The 17,340-nt window shown below is 65.5% G+C and carries 17 protein-coding genes; 5 read left to right on the top strand and 12 right to left on the bottom strand.

Features of this window, described 5'->3' with window-relative positions:
* Nucleotides 1-38 precede the first annotated feature (38 nt).
* The 10 genes from WS46_RS33950 to WS46_RS15335 form a co-directional block, all read right to left on the bottom strand.
* On the bottom strand, nucleotides 39-467 hold the full coding sequence (locus tag WS46_RS33950; RefSeq protein ID WP_082725333.1) for a DUF3331 domain-containing protein: 429 nt from the start codon (nucleotides 465-467) through the stop codon (nucleotides 39-41).
* Nucleotides 468-469: 2 nt separating this feature from the next.
* Nucleotides 470-979 (bottom strand): hypothetical protein, encoded by a 510-nt coding sequence (locus tag WS46_RS33945; RefSeq protein ID WP_373558361.1) that lies wholly within the window; start codon nucleotides 977-979, stop codon nucleotides 470-472.
* Between the two features lie 586 nt (nucleotides 980-1,565).
* Nucleotides 1,566-2,372, bottom strand: a complete 807-nt coding sequence (locus WS46_RS15370; RefSeq protein ID WP_082725332.1) for an extracellular solute-binding protein — start codon at nucleotides 2,370-2,372, stop codon at nucleotides 1,566-1,568.
* Nucleotides 2,373-2,434: 62 nt separating this feature from the next.
* Nucleotides 2,435-3,421 carry a malate dehydrogenase gene (locus WS46_RS15365; protein WP_059691014.1) on the bottom strand — a complete coding sequence of 329 codons (987 nt, stop codon included), beginning with the start codon at nucleotides 3,419-3,421 and terminating at the stop codon, nucleotides 2,435-2,437.
* 103 nt (nucleotides 3,422-3,524) lie between these two features.
* Complete coding sequence (locus WS46_RS15360; protein WP_059691013.1) at nucleotides 3,525-4,676, bottom strand: TDT family transporter; 1,152 nt, start codon at nucleotides 4,674-4,676, stop codon at nucleotides 3,525-3,527.
* A 212-nt stretch (nucleotides 4,677-4,888) separates the two neighbouring features.
* Nucleotides 4,889-5,197 (bottom strand): integrase core domain-containing protein, encoded by a 309-nt coding sequence (locus WS46_RS15355; RefSeq protein ID WP_179949154.1) that lies wholly within the window; start codon nucleotides 5,195-5,197, stop codon nucleotides 4,889-4,891.
* A 261-nt stretch (nucleotides 5,198-5,458) separates the two neighbouring features.
* On the bottom strand, nucleotides 5,459-5,941 hold the full coding sequence (locus WS46_RS15350) for a hypothetical protein (protein ID WP_059691045.1): 483 nt from the start codon (nucleotides 5,939-5,941) through the stop codon (nucleotides 5,459-5,461).
* Nucleotides 5,942-6,095: 154 nt separating this feature from the next.
* Entirely contained in the window at nucleotides 6,096-6,563 is a 468-nt protein-coding gene (locus WS46_RS15345; RefSeq protein ID WP_059691012.1) for a hypothetical protein, read from the bottom strand.
* A 34-nt stretch (nucleotides 6,564-6,597) separates the two neighbouring features.
* Nucleotides 6,598-7,257, bottom strand: coding sequence for a hypothetical protein (locus tag WS46_RS15340; RefSeq protein WP_059530720.1), 660 nt, complete (start codon nucleotides 7,255-7,257; stop codon nucleotides 6,598-6,600).
* A 167-nt stretch (nucleotides 7,258-7,424) separates the two neighbouring features.
* Nucleotides 7,425-8,381 carry a LysR substrate-binding domain-containing protein gene (locus WS46_RS15335; RefSeq protein WP_059691011.1) on the bottom strand — a complete coding sequence of 319 codons (957 nt, stop codon included), beginning with the start codon at nucleotides 8,379-8,381 and terminating at the stop codon, nucleotides 7,425-7,427.
* Between the two features lie 57 nt (nucleotides 8,382-8,438).
* On the opposite strand from WS46_RS15335, the gene WS46_RS15330 reads away from it, so the two are divergent.
* From WS46_RS15330 to WS46_RS15320, 3 genes are all read left to right on the top strand, one after another.
* Complete coding sequence (locus tag WS46_RS15330; RefSeq protein ID WP_059691010.1) at nucleotides 8,439-9,341, top strand: DMT family transporter; 903 nt, start codon at nucleotides 8,439-8,441, stop codon at nucleotides 9,339-9,341.
* Between the two features lie 558 nt (nucleotides 9,342-9,899).
* Entirely contained in the window at nucleotides 9,900-11,054 is a 1,155-nt protein-coding gene (locus WS46_RS15325; RefSeq protein ID WP_059691009.1) for a branched-chain amino acid ABC transporter substrate-binding protein, read from the top strand.
* A gap of 88 nt (nucleotides 11,055-11,142) precedes the next feature.
* Nucleotides 11,143-11,445: a hypothetical protein gene (locus tag WS46_RS15320; protein WP_059530732.1), complete on the top strand. Its 303-nt coding sequence runs from the start codon at nucleotides 11,143-11,145 to the stop codon at nucleotides 11,443-11,445.
* Between the two features lie 82 nt (nucleotides 11,446-11,527).
* On the opposite strand, the gene WS46_RS15315 is transcribed toward WS46_RS15320, so the two are convergent.
* Entirely contained in the window at nucleotides 11,528-14,587 is a 3,060-nt protein-coding gene (locus WS46_RS15315) for an FAD-binding and (Fe-S)-binding domain-containing protein (protein ID WP_059691008.1), read from the bottom strand.
* 150 nt (nucleotides 14,588-14,737) lie between these two features.
* Between WS46_RS15315 and WS46_RS15310 the strand changes: the two genes are divergently transcribed.
* A complete protein-coding gene (locus WS46_RS15310; protein ID WP_059691007.1) occupies nucleotides 14,738-15,631 on the top strand; it encodes a LysR substrate-binding domain-containing protein in 894 nt (297 codons plus the stop codon).
* Nucleotides 15,632-15,655: 24 nt separating this feature from the next.
* Here the strand turns inward: WS46_RS15310 and WS46_RS15305 are convergent, their stop codons facing one another.
* Nucleotides 15,656-16,507, bottom strand: a complete 852-nt coding sequence (locus WS46_RS15305; RefSeq protein WP_059691006.1) for a LysR substrate-binding domain-containing protein — start codon at nucleotides 16,505-16,507, stop codon at nucleotides 15,656-15,658.
* A 106-nt stretch (nucleotides 16,508-16,613) separates the two neighbouring features.
* Here WS46_RS15305 and WS46_RS15300 point away from each other — a divergent pair, with 106 nt between their 5' ends.
* Nucleotides 16,614-17,261, top strand: coding sequence for a LysE family translocator (locus tag WS46_RS15300; protein ID WP_059691005.1), 648 nt, complete (start codon nucleotides 16,614-16,616; stop codon nucleotides 17,259-17,261).
* Nucleotides 17,262-17,340: the final 79 nt, after the last annotated feature.

Here is a 17,340-nt window from a genome sequence, read left to right as displayed (position 1 = left end):
CTCCCGCCCGGGCGCAGCTTGCCGCAGTGTCGTAGACATCAACGATTTTCTTCCGCTTCGTCGAGCGCCGGCGCCAGGATCATTGCCCCGGCATTGAGCGGCCTTGGTCGGCCACGGGGCTGATAGACGGTGTCACCGATCCGGACCGGCCGGCCGCTGATCACACAGACCCCGCTGGTGCGAGCGCGCGTTGCATGCCACGCCTGATCGCCATACGAGCAATGCGTCGAATCGCGCCATGCAATAGTTACCTCTGTCGCGCTCACGCGATCGACGAAACTCACCGAGACGGTCCGACGCTCCGCTCCGGTCGTCCGCAGGCGCGACCGATGTTCCGTCCGGTGTGCATGCAGCGACTCGCTCGAAGACGCAAACGATCGCGCATCGTTGCTTCGGCACAATTGAAAAAGCAGGCTTAGCGTCTGCTTCCATGGATCCATCGCCATCACGTCAGTCGAGAAATTCATCGTCATCCTCTATGCGACACGGCGAGTGCCCGACCGAGGCGCTCGAGCGCAGGATCCCGGATGAGACGCGGAGCGTCGATGACGATGTCGCCCGCACGGGCACGACCGAACAGGTCGGCATAGCATTCGGCAAATACCGCTTGAGACGCAAAGAGGTGCAGTACGTCGCTCGGCGCGTCTAATACGGCGCGACACGCGATGCCCGGTTCCGTTATTTGCGTGGTACCGGCCGTCAGGCGGCCTTGCACCAGCGTGCGGCCCGCGTGCGAGAAGGTCAGAGAAGTACATTTGAGGTTGATTCCGACGCAGTGCCAATTCTCACTGCAGTCGTTCGTCACCTCAAGTGTCCCCGAACCATTCCGCGTCCAGCGCGAAAGCGCGACGTCGAAATCCCGCCCGGCGCCCGGGTCGCGCCAGGATTTCTCGGCAGCGATAGGGCTGGACGCGTGAAAACCAACAAGGGTGTCGGCGTCGGCGACTGTTTTGGAAGAACACGATGACAAGAGAATCATGACTGACTTCCTGACAGGATCACGAAGCGCTGCGCACGGCCAGCGCGGTGAGTACACGGTATCGAAACGGACTACGTTGCACCAGCCGTACAAAAGGTTGCTTGAACTTATCCACGGGTGGGGTCGGTCATACCGAGGTTTAATCCACTGATCGAGGCGGTACAGACCGACGATGTGCGCCGATGCGGGGACGGATGTTCCGCTGTTGCCCCGCACGCCGACACCGCGAGCGGCCGGTGTGCGCGACGCCGAACATCCGAGTCGGCACTCCGCCTACCATCACTGCCGAACTCACCCTCCACGAACCGAGGGCGCTAGCTATACGAAGGTATTGGTGAGTCTGTAAATCTTCTCGATGTTCGTCCACGATCGAACTGGCATAGCCAGCCACCGTTCGCCAACGCGGGCCTGTTTTTTCATCGTCGTTGCCTTCACGAACTGTAGAGATGCCAATTTCGGCGCTGGCATTGCAACAAGCGCATTCTGCGGAAAGCGCTGTGGGCGATCCGCATGAACCTGCTTTGATGCACCCGCGCCGGCCGGTGGAACGACCGACGCGGCTCGATCGTTCCACCGAGCAATGCGCTTAACGCACCCACCCCTCGGTCTTCATGATTGCGGCACCACGGTCGCTATTCAGGAAATCGAGGAACTGCCTTGCTTCGGGATCCGCGTCCGGAGCGAGCGCCACATTGACGTCTCTCCAGATCGCTCTGTTGGCAGGCAAGCTGACGTAGTCGGCCTTGTCGGCGTGCGTGATCGGCCAGTCAGGCCACGTGATCCAAGCATCCGCGTCCTTTTCGACGAACATCCTGAAACTCGGACCGCTGCCCGTGCCGAGTCCGACGATATTTCTTCTGAATCGTCTCACGTCGTCGAAACGCCCTATGCGGCCGGCAACATCCTCCCACGTGCCCGTGCCGGACGTATTCGCCACCCCTGCGCCTTCCGTGACGACGATACGGACGCCGTCCTTGAGCAGATCGTCGAAGTCTCGGATATTTTTCGGATTGCCCTTCTTCACGGCAATGACGGCCGGGCGAATATAGATCGGCGTGACGTCATTCCAGCGAAATGCCTTGTACGTTTCGAGAAGGCCGGCCATATCTTCTTCCGACGTTCCCCATAGAATATCCGCGTCAGCCTGTGCTCTTCTGGTCCATGTGGGTTCGGGCCCGCCCGTCACTTCCACCTTGATACCGGTCTCGTCAGTAAAGACCTTTGCGACCTTCGTAAATGCGGTATCCGGGCCGCCTGCGCCGTACAAACGTACGACGCCGTCGCGGGCATCCCGCTGTATAGTCGGATCGGGGACTTCGTGCGCAAAAGCTCCCGACGAGAACATCAGGATTACCAACGATAAAGCCGTCTTCCTGATCGAAATGTCGAACATGACTTGTCCTTTCGTGTTGTCTGAAACGGAAATTGATCGAATGCGAGCTGCTTCGAATCACCTCAAAGCGCAAGAATTGCTCGTACTGCCTGCAGTTCGTCCGTGAGCTCCGCAACCGACGTGTCGATTCGGGAGCGCGCGAACGAGTCGATCTGAATATCCGGGACGACACGATATCGCCCTTCGCTGCAGATCGTCGGCATGCCGAACACGAGGCCGCGCGGAATGCCATACTCGCCGCTCGAGACGATGCTCATCGACACCCAACGCCCGTCACTTCCGTGGATCCAGTCGCGCATCTGGTCAATCGCCGCATTGGCTGCCGACGCCGCGGACGATGCTCCGCGCGCCTCGATGATCGCGGTGCCCCGGCGCGCGACTTCCGGAATGAACGTGTTGCGAACCCAGCGCTCATCCCCTACGAGCATCGGGGCCGGTTGCCGGTCGATCAATGCAGAGCGATAGTCCGGGTACATCGTCGGCGAGTGATTGCCCCACACAATCATGCGGGTCACCGCATCGACTGCCACGCCGCATTGCGCAGCGAGCCTGGACACCGCGCGATTGTGGTCGAGACGGATCATCGCAGTAATCGCGTCCACCGGCAGATCGGGCGCATGGTGACGGGTCACCCACGCGTTGGTATTGGCCGGATTGCCGACGACGAGCACCTTGACGCGCCGGCTCGCCACCTCGTTGAGCGCCAGCCCCTGGGCGCGAAAGATCGCCGCGTTCGCCGCGAGCAGGTCGCGCCGCTCCATGCCCTTCCCGCGCGGCCGCGAGCCGACGAGCAGCGCGTAATCGGCGTCGCGAAACGCGACGCGCGGATCATCGCCGATTTCGATCGACTGGAGCAGCGGGAATGCGCAGTCTTCGAGTTCCATCACCACGCCGCGCAGCGCTTCCAGCGCGTTCGGCAGTTCGAGAAGCTGAAGGATGACGGGCTGATCGTCGCCGAGCAAATCACCGCGGGCGATTCGGAACAGCAGCGAATAGGCAATTTGACCGGCCGCTCCAGTCACGGCCACACGGCGGGCAGGTTTGGACATTCTGGATCTCCTTCGAAGGATCAGTGACATGCATGGACATCTCTACACGTCGGCAAGCCGCCCTTTGCAGGCACGACCGCCGAAGCTGGCGCCGAGAACGCGTTCAGGCGAATGCAACGCGTGCCCGGCCAACAAGACAGGGGGCGTGGAACAGTTCACCGCGGACGAGGCCGCGCACCGTGCGCGAAAGAACGGTCACCCACAACGCGCCGAGCAGGGCGGCGAGCAGCATGCCGACGGCGGCGAACGCGACGAAGCCGGTCGTCCGATAAAGACTGAAGGTCGCGACGGTATATACACCGAGAGGGAACGTGAAGCCCCACCATCCCAGGTTGAACGGCAGCCCGTCACGGGAATACCGCACGGTGAACAGGATCGCCGTGGCCAGCCACCACAGGCCCACACCCCAAAGCAGCAAGCCGCCGATCAATCCGATGTCACGCGCGACGATCGCGGTCGCCACGAAAGGCGTGCCCGCAAAGGCGCCTGGCGCAACCTGGCCCAGTGCGAGCAAGCCCAGCGCGCCGGTTCCGATCGGGCCGAGTGTCAGCCAGCTGGACGGTGCAAGGTCACGATGCGGCAGCTTGTGTATCACCAACCGGAAGAAGACGACCGTGAGCACGGTGAAAGCGAGCGGCACCGACACCGCCCACAGAACGTAACCCGCAGTGACCAGGAAACGCGCGGTTTGCCCGTCGACATGCGGCGCGAGTACGGCCGCGCTCGAGGCGGCCACTTCGGGTGCGACGATAGGCAACAGCAACACCGCCGTGATGCGCTCGAGCGCATGGTCTTGCGCAGTGAACATCATGTATGGCACGGCGATGGCAACGGCGAGTGCCAGCACGGCGTCGACGCACCACAGGCGGTAGGCGAGCTGGCTCGCAGCTTCACCCGCATGCGGTGCCGCAAAGATGACCAAACCGTTGATGATCGGCGCGAGACCCATCGGCACCGCGCCGAGGAACATCGACTGCAGCGGGTGATGCAGCATCGGGCGGATCGTGTCCGCATAGAAGATCCAGCGCGCCGCAAACATGCCGGCAAAGACCACATAGAGCACGCTATCGGCTGCCCAGAGCATTCGCGCCAGCTGCATCTGGCCGGCGAAGTGCCAAGGCAGTCCGGCAATGACGAGAAACACGATGCCGTTGCCCATCGTCATCGCAAACCAGTTCGGCGTGAATTGCCGAATCTTATCTCCAATCTTTTGTCGGCTATCTGCCGCCGTCACGCCAGGCATTGTCTGTTTCATCGCAGTTCTCTCTGGAGGAAATCGAATATCGACAATGTAGGCGTCGAGCATCCATACAAAAAATACATAATTTGCATGGCCCGAATACCTTCATGTTATGGATGCGGCTCGCGAGACGTGGCGTGCAGAAGCCCCCGCGTCGGAGGGCTTGAGAGGTGGCCTCACTCATTCGGACAGTTTTCTGAGATTTTTAAGTGGGACGTCCGAGGCAATCATGCTGCCGATTTGATCGCAGGCGGCGTCGCGAAGTATGCCTCGTCCGACGTCTGATCCGCCAGGGTCGAATGGGGCCGTTTCCGGTTGTACAGCTTGATGTATTCGCTGATGGAGCGCAGGGCGTGGCTGACCGACTCGTACGCTTTCAAATAGACTTCTTGGTACTTGATACTGCGCCAGACCCGCTCGACGAACACGTTGTCGCGCCAGGCACCTTTACCGTCCATCGACAACCGGACCTGTCGACCCAGCACGGTATCGATGAACGCGCCCGTCGTGAACTGACTGCCCTGATCGGTGTTCACGATGTCCGGCAGCCCGTAGCGGACAAACGCTTCTTCCAGCGTCTCGACAGCGTGCGAGGCTTCCAGCGTGACGGCTACGCGTCACTGGCTGCCCAGCTCACCGAACGTGGGTTCGAGCGCTTTCAGAAGGATGGCAAGACATCGTCATGGCAATGGAAGCTCAGGATCGACGAGCAGATGGATGTCATCGTCGAGTTTCTGCGTGATGCCGTTGGCCGGACGCGCATTGCGGTGTGCGGCCGCCGCGCCGTGTGCGCAGGTCTAATGCCGGCGCATCCCGCCGAACCCGTGCTCCCCGCCGACAAAGGTCGGACCACGATGAAAGCCGCTACCCATCGGAACGCCGACGCGGCCACGCATGCCCCCGTCGAAGTGACCGAAGTGACCAACGTGACCGAAGTGGTCGAAGTGATGACGATGATGGAAACGGTCGATGAAGACGAAACTGACACCCGTGCCGACGAACACCGCCGGCCCCCAGTACCACGGGTCGGCATACGGATAAGCGGTGTCCGGATACCACACGATGGTGCCGTCCTGGCTTTGCATCATCTGCCAGGTGCCGTCGCTTTGCCGGCACGCGCGCCCGACGATCTGCTGTTCCGTGCCGTCGATTTCCGCTTGCACGACGACCGCACGGCAACGGGCGCCCTCATCCGGCGTGTCGTCGTACGTTTGCGCAAGCACGCACATGGAGCAGCCGAGACAAACGACGCCCATCCCGACCCGAAACAAGTTGCACATGATCGGCTCCTGCATGATTGCCCCGCCCCCCCGATCCTTGGCATCACGAACGACTCGCGGCTTCGTATCGAGTCACCCGATCATTAGACGATGTAGCGTGCCGGATTATTCCAGGGGTCGGGATGCGAATGCGCGACGCAGGGACCATCGGCGATCATGCGCGCGGCGAGCGCCGGACGATGCAGTAGACGCCCGCCGCAACGACACCGAACGCCACATGGGCGACCAGCGTGATCGCGCCGCGCACTGCGGCGAACCACGGGAACACCGCGGTGAACACATGCAGGTTGATGCCGTAGAGAACGCATCCAAACGCTCCGCCCGCAAGCAGCGCGACGCCCGGCGACAGGTTGCGGACCATTCTCGCCAGCACGGCCGCATAGGCAAGCGACAGCGCGGCATGCACCAGCGTCGCCACGCCCATGATCGTCGGATCGAAGCCCGCTGGCGCACCGAGCACGGATCGCCCCATCACGAGGGCGGCCGTCAGGCGCGCGTCGCGAAGCAGGTTGTGAAAGGCGTCTTCTCCGGCGATCGGCCAGAGCAGCAACTCGACGACGGTCGAGCCGAACGCCGCGCCGAACGCTGCCCAGAGAATCGGGACCGCACCGGTCTGCTTCAATTGCCCTCCGCGGCGACGGCGCGCCGTGCGCGCCTTACAACGGGCGTTCGCAATCCGTCCAGTACGCGAATGGATCGCGATGCTTCGGGTAGTGCTCGTCGAGCCATTTAAGCAACGTCGCACGGGCGTTGTCCAGATCGGCCTTCGACGACGACGTCGTCATCTCGTGCACTTCGACGGACTTTTCCCGATCCATCACGTAGCAGTTCCAGTCGGGGCCGTCGAGATCCGGATCGTCGGACGCCTTCGACGACTTGCGCCAGCCGAACCCCTTGCGCGCATCGATGTAATAGCGCGGATGCACTTTCAGATACGACATCTCGCCGCCCTGCAGGCTGCTTTCCGCGCGCAGCACGTCGCGTTCATCGACGATCTGCGTGACTTCCGGAAGCCGGCGCGAGCGCCAGCCGGCCGGCAGCGTCGCCGTCGCCCGCACGGCGTCGTACGGGCCCCACGCGAGGCCCCAGGCTTCGGCCATGCGCTTCATGAACGCATCCGCGCCCGGATAGCCGCGCAACTGGATTCTCGTCGACAACGTGACTTCGACGCGGCCGTCGGCGCCGGCGGGGTCGCCTGCCGCTTCGAACGGATTGCCCGGACGCGACGCGCGCTGCTGCGCGTCCGCGGGCGCCATGCCCGAAAACAGCTGGTCGAGCGCCGCACGCGCTTTCGACGACTTGTCTGGTCTATTCATTACTCACTCTCTCCCTCTGCATCCGCACGTCTGCAAAAACTGTCGATTCTCGTTCATCTTCGGATCTCGCGGTTTTCCGCGGTCGCATTGTCGACGATCCCATGGCCGCGGTCGAGCACCGGCGGCGTCGACGCACGTCGCGTCGCCGGTCCCGACGCTGCCGTCGCCTACCCCAGCGCCGCCCGCATCCGCTCCATCAGCGCGAGCACTTCCGGACGATTCTCGCCCTTCGCATGCACGAAGTGATACCTCAGCAGCGACTCGACCTCATGCCGGCTCACACGCACGAGCGCGCTGCGCTTGAGATACGCATCGGCGAGCGGCATCCGCGCCAGGGCCACGCCGAGCCCGGCTTCGGCCGCCGCGAGCACCAGGTTGTAGTCCTCGAAGCGGCGATCCTGCGCGCGCGGCTTGAACAGAATGCCGAGCGCGTCGAACCAGGTACGCCAGCCCGTCACGTCGGAGTCGTGCAACAGCGGCATCTCGAGCAGCGCGGCGTCGCCGTTTCGACGGCGCAGCGCGGCCAGTTGCGCGGCGAGCCGCGGATGCGCGACCGGATAAAGCGTCTCCGGCATGAACTCGCGCGTCTCGAGCCGACGCCAGTTGCCGCGCCCGTAACGGATCGACAGATCCGCTTCGCCGGCGGCGATATCCACGTTGCGAAGCTCGATGCCGAGCTCGATGCGCAACGCGGGCGCCTCGCTCTCGAGCGCATGCTGGCGCTCGAGCAGCCAGAGCTGCGCGAACGCCGGCACCACGCTCATCCTGACCAGTCTCGGCGTGCGCGGCAAGCGCCACTGATCGGCCGCGCCGTCGATGATCGCGAACGCCTGTTCGATCCGGCCGACGAAGCGCTGACCGTCCGGCGTCAGCCGCACGCCGCGCGCATGACGTTCGAACAATGTCATGCCCAGCCAGTTCTCGACGGCCGCCACGCGCCGGCTGATCGCGCCATGCGTGACGCCGGAGGCATCGGCGGCCGCCAGAAAAGACCCCTGGCGCGCCACCGTGCAGACGGTCTCCAGACTGGCCAGCGGCGGACGCGGGCCGGGTGCCGACGCGAGGGCCGGCAGCGCGTCCGCCACACGCCGCCGCATGCGCACCGAGCTGTGAGCCATATTCATACCCGCATGTTGATCTGTGCGCTAGCTTAACATCTGACCACGTCGCACCATTGCCGCATGAACACGCTTTCTTCCTCCTCGTCGCGCGGCGCGCGACTGCCGCTCGTCGCGGCCGGCGCGGTGGCGTTCACGATCGTCTCGTGGGCCTCCGCCTTCCCGTTCATCCGCATCGGCCTGCACGGGCTGGCCCCGCTGCAGCTCGCGGCCGCACGCTTCGCGACCGCGGCCGTGCTCGTGATCGCATGGCTCGCGTGGCGGCGGCCTCGACTGCCGGCCACGGGCGACGCGTTGCGCTTCCTCGTCTGCGGCTTGCTCGGCATCGCGCTCTACAACGCGCTGCTCAACACCGGCGAGCAGACCGTGTCGGCCGGCGCCGCGAGCTTCATCGTGAACACGCTGCCGATCTTCACGGCGGTGCTGGCCGCGCTGTTTCTGCGCGAACGCTTCAATCGCTGGGGATGGCTCGGCTCGCTGGTCAGCCTGGCCGGCATCGCCGTGATCGCGCACGGACAGCCGGGCGGTCTCGTCCTCGGCTCCGGGAGCACGCTGATTCTCGGCGCGGCACTGTGTTCGGCCAGCTATTTCGTGTTGCAGCGGCGGCTGATCCCCGTGTACGGCGCGCTGCCCTGCGCCGCCTATACGCTGCTGGCGGGTGCGGTGCTGCTCGCGCCATGGCTGCCCGGCGCGCTCGTGTCGCTCGGCGGCGGGGCTTCGCGCGACACGGCGCTTGCCGTCCTGGTGCTCGGCGTCTTTCCCGCCGCGCTGGGCTACGCGACGTGGACCTTCGCGCTCGGCCACTTCGGCGCGGCGCGCGCCGCCAATTTCCTCTATCTGACGCCGGCGGTCGCGACGGCATTGTCGATGGCGCTGACGGGCGAGCGCCCCGGCATCGAGACGGTGTGCGGTGGCCTGCTCGCAATTGCCGGCGTGATACTCGTGGCCTTGCGCGGACGGACATAGGCGCGCGGTTTCGTCGGACGGCAAGACTTGCTCGAAGAACGACGGGGGCGCGGTTCCGCCAAGCCGGGCCCCGTCGGCTGCAAAACTGGACACACATGCAGTTCGACACCGCGCGCCAATTCATCGACGCGGGCGGACTTGACCGTTAGTTGCATCGAGTGGATGGCGACTTCGCCGTGGCGTGACGATGAAAGTGTGCAGACAAACCGACCGAACAGTTCTCGATTGATTGCATGGCACTGTCCATGGTCATCGGTGGCGGTCCGGTCGAATAATCGGAGCATTCGACGGTACAAAACAGCCACATCTGCGCGAAAAGCCGCGCAAGCGCATCACATTTGCGCAAGGCCGGGCAATTCGCGCAAGCGGGCGCAAACGGGTTCGGATATATTCATACCAATTGCATGTCGTCAGACGAAATCGCCGGTCTCGACGGCCCGGCGACATGCAAGCCGAACCCGTCATGGGTCACGGAGACGCGTCCGGCTCGCCGATCGCCTCACGAGGGCGCGCGGCCGACCGGACGGCAATAGAAATATCAATCAACGGAGATGGCAGATGGAACGAAGCATTGTCGGCATGCGCTGCAAACCCCTGATGACCGTCGCACTGGCCGCCGCCGCATTCGCGGCCGCATCGGGCGCGATGGCCGACCAGGTCGTGAAGATCGGCAGCGTCGAACCGACGACGGGCGGCATCTCGCACCTCGGCAAGGACAACGAGAACGGCGCGCGCCTCGCGGTCGAGGAAATCAATGCGAAGGGCCTGACGATCGGCGGCAAGAAGATCACGCTGCAGCTCGACGCGCAGGATGACGCGGCCGACCCGCGCCAGGCCACGCAGGTCGCGCAGAAGCTCGTCGACGACAAGGTCGTCGCCGTCATCGGCCACCTGAACTCGGGCACGTCGATTCCGGCGTCGAAGATCTACAGCGACGCCGGCATCGTGCAGATCTCGCCGTCGGCAACGAACCCCACCTACACGCAGCAGGGCTTCAAGACGACCTATCGCGTGGTCGCGACCGACGCGCAGCAAGGTCCGGCACTCGCGAGCTACGCGCAGTCGAAGGGCGTGAAGAGCGTGGCGGTGATCGACGATTCGACCGCGTACGGCCAGGGCCTCGCGAACGAATTCGAAAAGAAGGCGAAGGCGCTCGGCCTGAAGGTGCTCTCGCACGATGCGACCAACGACAAGGCCGTCGACTTCCGCGCGATTCTGACGAAGGTCAAGGGCGAGAACCCCGACGCGATCATGTACGGCGGCATGGACGCCACCGGCGGCCCGCTCGCGAAGCAGGCGAAGCAGCTCGGCCTGCGCGCGAAGATCCTGTCCGGCGACGGCGTGTGCACCGACTCGCTGGCCGAGCTGGCCGGCCCGGCGGCCGACAACGTGCTGTGCTCGCAGGCCGGCGCGGCGCTCGAGAAGATGCCGGGCGGCGCGGCGTTCCTCGCCAAGTACCAGAAGCGCTTCAACCAGGGCATCAAGTTCGACGCGCCGTTCGCGTACGACGCGGTCTACATCGCGGTCGACGCGATGAAGCGCGCGAACTCGACCGCCCCGTCGAAGATCCTCGCGGCGATGCCGTCGACGAAATATGAAGGCGTGATCGGCACGACGACGTTCGACGCGAAGGGCGACCTGACGCACGGGATCATCTCGATCTACGGCTACAAGAGCGGCAAGAAGACCTTCCTCGACCAGGTGAAGATGTAACGCCCCGCGACGCCGGCACGACGGGAACGCCATCCGTCGGCGCCGGCGCCGCGCGGAGCCGATTCAAGTTTTGCGGAGATGAAGCGACATGTGTGCAATGGCGTATGCGGAATTTCAACAGGAGTTGAAGAAAGCGCAGTTGACGGCTCGGGAATTCGCCCGCCTGATCCGTATGAACGAAAGTTCCATCACGAACTATTCGAGCAAGGGCACCGTCCCTTCCCACCTCGCGGTCATCGCGACCCTGATCGGCGCGCTCGCCGCGCACGAGATCGATTTCCGGCACGTCATCGGTAAAACGGGCATCGAGCCGAAACGGCCGCGCGGCGTCGGCGCGTTTCCAGCAGCGCGCAAGCAACGCGCCCGGAAGACCGCGAAAGCCGGCGCCTGAGCCAGGGCGGGTGTCAGTCGCGGCATTGCACGTGCCGCTCAATCCGGCGCGTGCGCTGCCGCATCACGCTCACCACCGCCCGTCACCCCGCCGCACGCACGTGATCGAGCAGCGCCTGCAGCGGATGACGCAGCTGCCGCGCGGACATGCGCTTCACCTGGCTGCGGCACGAATACCCGGTCGCCAGCGCTTCGCCCGCCTCGTCCGGCGCATCGACATGCGCGGCCCACGATTGCGCATAGATCGCCCGCGACGTCTGCAGGTTGCGCGCCTCGTGCCCGTACGTCCCCGACATCCCGCAGCAGCCGGCCGCCTGAACCGCCAGGCGCAGCCCGCGACGCGCGAACACCTGCGCCCACTGCTTGCCGCTGTCCGGCGCGTTGGTCTTCTCGGTGCAATGCGGCAGCAGCCGATACGCCGCCGATACGCCGCCCGAACCCGCGCCCGCCGCGACTTCCGGCAGCGCGTGCAGCAGCCACTCCTGCGGCAGCGCGACCTTCGGCACGTCGGCGAGCCCCGTCACCTTCAGGTATTCCTGCCGATACGTGAGCGTCATCGCCGGATCGAGGCCCACGAGCGCGACACCCGAGCGCGCGAGCGCGGCCAGTTGCGTCGCATTGCGAATCGCCGCCTGCTCGAACGCGCGGAGGAAGCCCTGCACGTGCAGCGCCTTGCCGTTCGGCGCGAGCGGCGCGAGCCACACCTGGAAGCCGACGCGCGCGGCCAGCTCGATCAGCGTCGCCAGTTGCTCGGTGTCGAAATAGCGCGTGAAGGTATCCTGAACGATCACGACGCTGCGCGCGCGCTGCGCATCGTCCAGCGCGGCGAGTGCCCGCGGATCGGCCGGCCGCACGTTCCACTGCCGGATCACGGCCGCGAGGTCGAAGCGGCTCAGGAGCGGGCTGTCGACCATGCCGACGTGCCGCTCGAGCAGCGTGCGCACCCAGCCGGCACGCATCAGGCCGTTGTACAGCGCGGGCACGCGCGCCATCCACGGCATCGTGAATTCGAGCGAGCCGATCAAATAGTCGCGCAGCGGCCGCAGGTAGCGCTGGTGATACAGCTCGAGAAAACGCGAGCGGAACTCGGGCACGTTGACCTTGACCGGGCACTGCCCCGCACACGACTTGCACGCAAGGCAGCCAGCCATCGCGTCGTACACCTCTTGCGAGAAGTCGGCTTCGCCGTCGCGCGCGGCGCGGCTGTTGCGCCAGCGCGCAACGAGGCCGCGCAGGAACGGCTGTCGCGCGCGCGCCGCCGCGACGACGTCGATGCCGGCCTGTCCTTGCAGACGCAACCATTCGCGCATCAGCGACGCGCGCCCCTTCGGCGACTGCACGCGTTCGCGCGTCGCCTTCCACGACGGGCACATCGCGTCGTCCGGATCGAAGTTGTAGCACGCGCCGTTGCCGTTGCAGTGCATCGCCGTGCCATAGCTCTGCCACACGCGCTCGTCGATCTGCCGGTCGTGGTCGCCGCGCGTCGGCACTTCGTCGATCTTCAGCAGCCGCAGCGTGTTGTCCGGCGGCGTCGCGATCTTGCCCGGGTTGAACTGGTTGTGCGGATCGAACGCGGCCTTCAGTTGCTGCAGCGACGGATACAGCTCGCCGAAGAACGCCGGCGCATATTCGGAGCGCACGCCCTTGCCGTGTTCGCCCCATAACAGGCCACCATGCCGCTGCGTGAGTTCGGCCACCGCGTCCGACACCGGCCGCACCAGCGCGGCCTGCTTCGGGTCCTTCATGTCGAGCGCCGGGCGCACGTGCAGCACGCCCGCGTCGACGTGGCCGAACATCCCGTACTGCAGCCCGTGGCCGTCGAGCAGCGCGCGGAATTCGGCGATGTACGCGGCGAGATTCTCGGGCGGCACCGCAGTGTCCTCGACGAACGGCTGCGGGCGCGCCTCGCCCTGCACGTTGCCGAGCAGGCCGACCGCGCGCTTGCGCATCGCGTACACGCGCTTCACCGCATCGTCGCCGGTCGCGAGCGTGTGGCCCAGCCGCTCGACGCTCGTGTCGGTGCGCAAATGCTCGACGAACGCGCGCACGCGCGCATCGACGTCGTCGGCATCGTCGCCGCTGAATTCGATCAGGTTGATGCCGAGCGTCGGACGCGCGTCGTCCTGCGGAAAATACTCGGCCACGCTGCTCCACACGAAATCCTTCATCGCGAGCATCAGCACCTTCGAGTCGACCGTCTCGATCGACAGCGGCTTGAGCTCGAGCAGCGCACGCGCATCGCGCAACGCGTCCATGAAGCCGGCGTAGCGCACGTTGACGAGCACCGAATACTTCGGGATCGGCAGCACGTTCAGCTTCGCCTCGACGACGAAACCGAGCGAGCCTTCGGCGCCGCACAGCACGCTGTTCAGGTTGAAGCGGCCGTCCGGTTCGCGCAGGTGCGCGAGATCGTAGCCGGTCAGGCAGCGATTGAGCTTCGGAAACTTCGCGTCGATCAGCGCGGCCTTTTCGTCGCTGATACGGCGCGCGGTGCGATACACCTTGCCGACGCGGTCCTGCCGCGCGCAGCGGCGTTCCAGCTCGTCATCGGGGAGCGCGTCGCTGTGCAGCTGCTCGCCGCCCATCAGCACGAAGTCGAGCGCCAGCACGTGGTCGCGCGTCTTGCCGTACGTGCAACTGCCCTGCCCGCTCGCGTCGGTGTTGATCATTCCGCCGACCGTCGCGCGGTTCGACGTCGACAGCTCGGGCGCGAAAAAGAGGCCGTGCGGCTTCAGCGCGGCGTTGAGCTGGTCCTTGACGACGCCCGCCTGCACGCGCACCCAGCGCTCGCCGGCGTTGATTTCCAGGATCCGGTTCATGTTGCGCGACAGATCCACGACCACGCCGTCGGTCAGCGACTGCCCGTTGGTGCCCGTGCCGCCACCGCGCGCCGCCACGGCGACGTCGCGGTGCGCGGGCTCGGCGAGCAGGCGCGCGAGCAGCCGCACGTCGTCCGCATGCGCGGGGCAGACCACCGCCTGAGGCAGGCGCTGGTAGATCGAGTTGTCGGTCGCCTGCACGGTCCGGTTCGCATGGTCCGCGCGGATTTCTCCGGCGAATCCGGCCGCCTGGAGGGCGGCGAGAAAGTCGCGATAACGGCCCTCGGACGGGCTGACGGGACGGGGCAACGAAGCGATCGACATGGGATGAAAGCGCAATGTGGATGGAGCGGCGTGGCTTCGCTCGGAAACATGAGTTTTGAGCAAGATTCCCCGCAACGCGGAAATCCAGTATCTTCCGAATCATCGCCAGAAACAAACGAATTCTCCCCCGGCAAAACTTGCATAAAACTCATGAATTATCGTCGCCTGACTCCGTCCATGTCGTTGCTGCTCGTGTTCGAGGCCGCCGCGCGCCACGAAAGCTACACGCGCGCGGCCGACGAGCTGTCGCTGAGCCAGAGCGCGATCAGCCGGCAAGTCCAGACGCTCGAGGATCAGCTCGGCGTGCCGCTGTTCCGGCGTGAGGGCCGCTCGGTGAAGCTGACGGAAGTCGGACGGCGCTACTTCGTCGAGCTGAGCGGCGCGCTCGGGCGCATCCGCGGTGCGACGCTGCAGGCGATGTCGCATCAGGCCGGCGCCGGCACGCTGCGGCTCGCGACCTTGCCAACCTTCGGCTCCAAATGGCTGCTGCCGCATCTGCACGATTTCTACGCCGCGCATCCGGGCGTGACCGTGCACCTGCATTCGCGGATCGGCGGCATCGACTTCCACACCGACGACCTCGACGCGGCCATCACCGTCGGCGCGGGCGACTGGCCCGGCCTGCACGCGCACCGGCTGTACAACGAGTTCCTGATCGCGATCGCGAGCCCCGATGCGGCGGCCGGGCGCCGCAAGGCCGGCCCGCGTGCGCCGGCGTGGGCGGTGGGGCAGACGCTGCTGGGCGTGACGAGCAATCAGCACGCGTGGGCCGAATGGTTCTCGCATTTCGGGCTCGATCATCGCGAGATGCGGATCGGCCCCAGTTTCGAGCTGACGTCGCACCTGATCCAGACCGTGCGGGCCGGAATGGGGATCGGCCTCGTGCCGAAGGTGCTGGTGGAGGACGAGCTGAGCCGCAACGAACTGGTGTCGATCGGCGATGCGATCACCAGCCAGCGCAGCTATTACCTCGTGTATCCGCCGGAAAACGACACGCTGCCGTCGCTGGTGGCGTTTCGGGAATGGCTGCTGAAATCGTGCTGACGCGCGTGCGGACGGACCGCGCGATCACGCGCGCCATTCATTGAGAATCTGTTCGGCGAGGTAATCGCACGGCGGGCGCGCCGACTGCGCGCTGCGCGCCAGCACGACGTCGAGCGCGTCGAGCGGCGGCAGCCCTTCGTTCGGCGACAGTTGAACCAGATGCGCGGGAATGCTGCAGCGCGCGAGCGGCGCGACCGCGAGACCGGCCTCGACCATGCTGAGCAAGCCGAGGAAGCTCGGGCTCTCGTACGACATCCGGAACGGAATCTTCTGCCGGTTCAGCGCCTTGATCGCGTGATCGCGCGCCATGCTGCCGCCGTGCGTGAAGAACGCGACCGGCAGCGGCCGCTCTTCCCACACGTTCCGTTTTGCCGAGCCCGTCCACACGATCGGCTCGCGCCGCACCAGTTCGCCGGTCACGCCCTTGATGCGCGTGAGACAGGCAAGGTCGACGGTGTTGTCCTTCAGCATCGGCACGAGCGCGCTGCTCGGCTGGCCGATCACGCGCACTTCGACGCGCGGATGCATCGCGGCGAACTTGCCGAGCACCTGCGGCAGCAGCGACGAGATGTAATCGTCCGGCACGCCGATCGTCACGCGCCCGCGGATCTCCGGGCGCACGACCGACGCCCACGCCTCGTCGCGCATCGCCAGCATCCGGCGGCCGTAATCGGCGAGCATGCGGCCGTCGTCGGTGGCCGTGACGTTGCGCGTGTCGCGAATGAACAGCGGCTTGCCGAGCGCATCCTCCAGCGCCTTGATCTGCATGCTCACCGCCGACGGCGACCGGTGCACCGTTTGCGCGCCCTGCGCGAACGAGCCGGATTCCGTCACCGCCACCACCATTGCCAACACGTCGAGATCGAGCTTTTTCACGGTATTCAGAAAATCTGATCAATCGATTCAGTTTATCCCGTTTTACTGGCCGCCTCCATCGCTGGACAATGAACGCCATCGACATTCATCGCGGGAAGCAGCAACCATGCACACCTCCGGCTCGCTCTACGGATTCCTGGTCATCGGCGGCATGCTCGCGATCACGCCGGGGCCGAACATGGTCTACGTGATGTCGCGCTCGATCGCGCAGGGGCGCACCGCCGGGCTGATATCGCTGGCGGGCGTGATGGTGGGCTATCTGTTCTACATGTTCGGCGCCGCGTTCGGGATCACGACGCTGTTCCTGAGCGTGCCGTACGCGGGCACCGTGCTCGGCGTCGTAGGCGCCGCGTATCTGCTCTACCTCGCGTGGCAGGCGATCCGGCCGGGCGGCCGGTCGCCGTTCGAGGTGAAGACATTGCCGAACGAGCAGCCGCTGCGGCTGCTCGCGATGGGCGCGACGACCAGCGTGCTGAATCCGAAGCTCGCGATGCTGTTCGTGTCGCTGCTGCCGCAGTTCATCGATTACCGGCAAGGCAGCGTGTTCGGCCAGTCGCTCTTTCTCGGTTCGTTGCTGATTGCGGCGTTCGCGTCGGCGAACGGGCTGGTCGCGATCTGCTCGAGCGGCATCGCGAAGTTCCTGCATGGGCGTCCGGCGCTGCTGCTCGCGCAGCGCTGGGCGATGGGCGCGGTGCTCGGCGGCCTCGGCGTGCAGATGCTCGTCGAGGCATCGAAAATGGCGGGTGCGGTGTGACGCGGGCGGCAGGACGCAGATCGGATGAATTCACGCCCGACCCGCGCCGTTCGTTGTGACGCGGCGATCGTCGACGGCC

This window comes from Burkholderia sp. RF4-BP95, from assembly GCF_001521985.1.
Classification (GTDB): Bacteria; Pseudomonadota; Gammaproteobacteria; order Burkholderiales; family Burkholderiaceae; genus Burkholderia; species Burkholderia diffusa.
This window is presented reverse-complemented; position numbering and strand designations above follow the sequence as displayed.

What these genes read in the sequence shown, in the direction of transcription:
- WS46_RS33950 (WP_082725333.1), bottom strand. Translation starts at nt 467, where the DNA reads ATGAATTTCTCGACTGACGTGATGGCGATGGATCCATGGAAGCAGACG.
- WS46_RS33945 (WP_373558361.1), bottom strand. Translation starts at nt 979, where the DNA reads ATGATTCTCTTGTCATCGTGTTCTTCCAAAACAGTCGCCGACGCCGAC.
- WS46_RS15370 (WP_082725332.1), bottom strand. Translation starts at nt 2,372, where the DNA reads ATGTTCGACATTTCGATCAGGAAGACGGCTTTATCGTTGGTAATCCTG.
- WS46_RS15365 (WP_059691014.1), bottom strand. Translation starts at nt 3,421, where the DNA reads ATGTCCAAACCTGCCCGCCGTGTGGCCGTGACTGGAGCGGCCGGTCAA.
- WS46_RS15360 (WP_059691013.1), bottom strand. Translation starts at nt 4,676, where the DNA reads ATGAAACAGACAATGCCTGGCGTGACGGCGGCAGATAGCCGACAAAAG.
- WS46_RS15350 (WP_059691045.1), bottom strand. Translation starts at nt 5,941, where the DNA reads ATGTGCAACTTGTTTCGGGTCGGGATGGGCGTCGTTTGTCTCGGCTGC.
- WS46_RS15340 (WP_059530720.1), bottom strand. Translation starts at nt 7,257, where the DNA reads ATGAATAGACCAGACAAGTCGTCGAAAGCGCGTGCGGCGCTCGACCAG.
- WS46_RS15335 (WP_059691011.1), bottom strand. Translation starts at nt 8,381, where the DNA reads ATGAATATGGCTCACAGCTCGGTGCGCATGCGGCGGCGTGTGGCGGAC.
- WS46_RS15330 (WP_059691010.1), top strand. Translation starts at nt 8,439, where the DNA reads ATGAACACGCTTTCTTCCTCCTCGTCGCGCGGCGCGCGACTGCCGCTC.
- WS46_RS15325 (WP_059691009.1), top strand. Translation starts at nt 9,900, where the DNA reads ATGGAACGAAGCATTGTCGGCATGCGCTGCAAACCCCTGATGACCGTC.
- WS46_RS15320 (WP_059530732.1), top strand. Translation starts at nt 11,143, where the DNA reads ATGTGTGCAATGGCGTATGCGGAATTTCAACAGGAGTTGAAGAAAGCG.
- WS46_RS15315 (WP_059691008.1), bottom strand. Translation starts at nt 14,587, where the DNA reads ATGTCGATCGCTTCGTTGCCCCGTCCCGTCAGCCCGTCCGAGGGCCGT.
- WS46_RS15310 (WP_059691007.1), top strand. Translation starts at nt 14,738, where the DNA reads ATGAATTATCGTCGCCTGACTCCGTCCATGTCGTTGCTGCTCGTGTTC.
- WS46_RS15300 (WP_059691005.1), top strand. Translation starts at nt 16,614, where the DNA reads ATGCACACCTCCGGCTCGCTCTACGGATTCCTGGTCATCGGCGGCATG.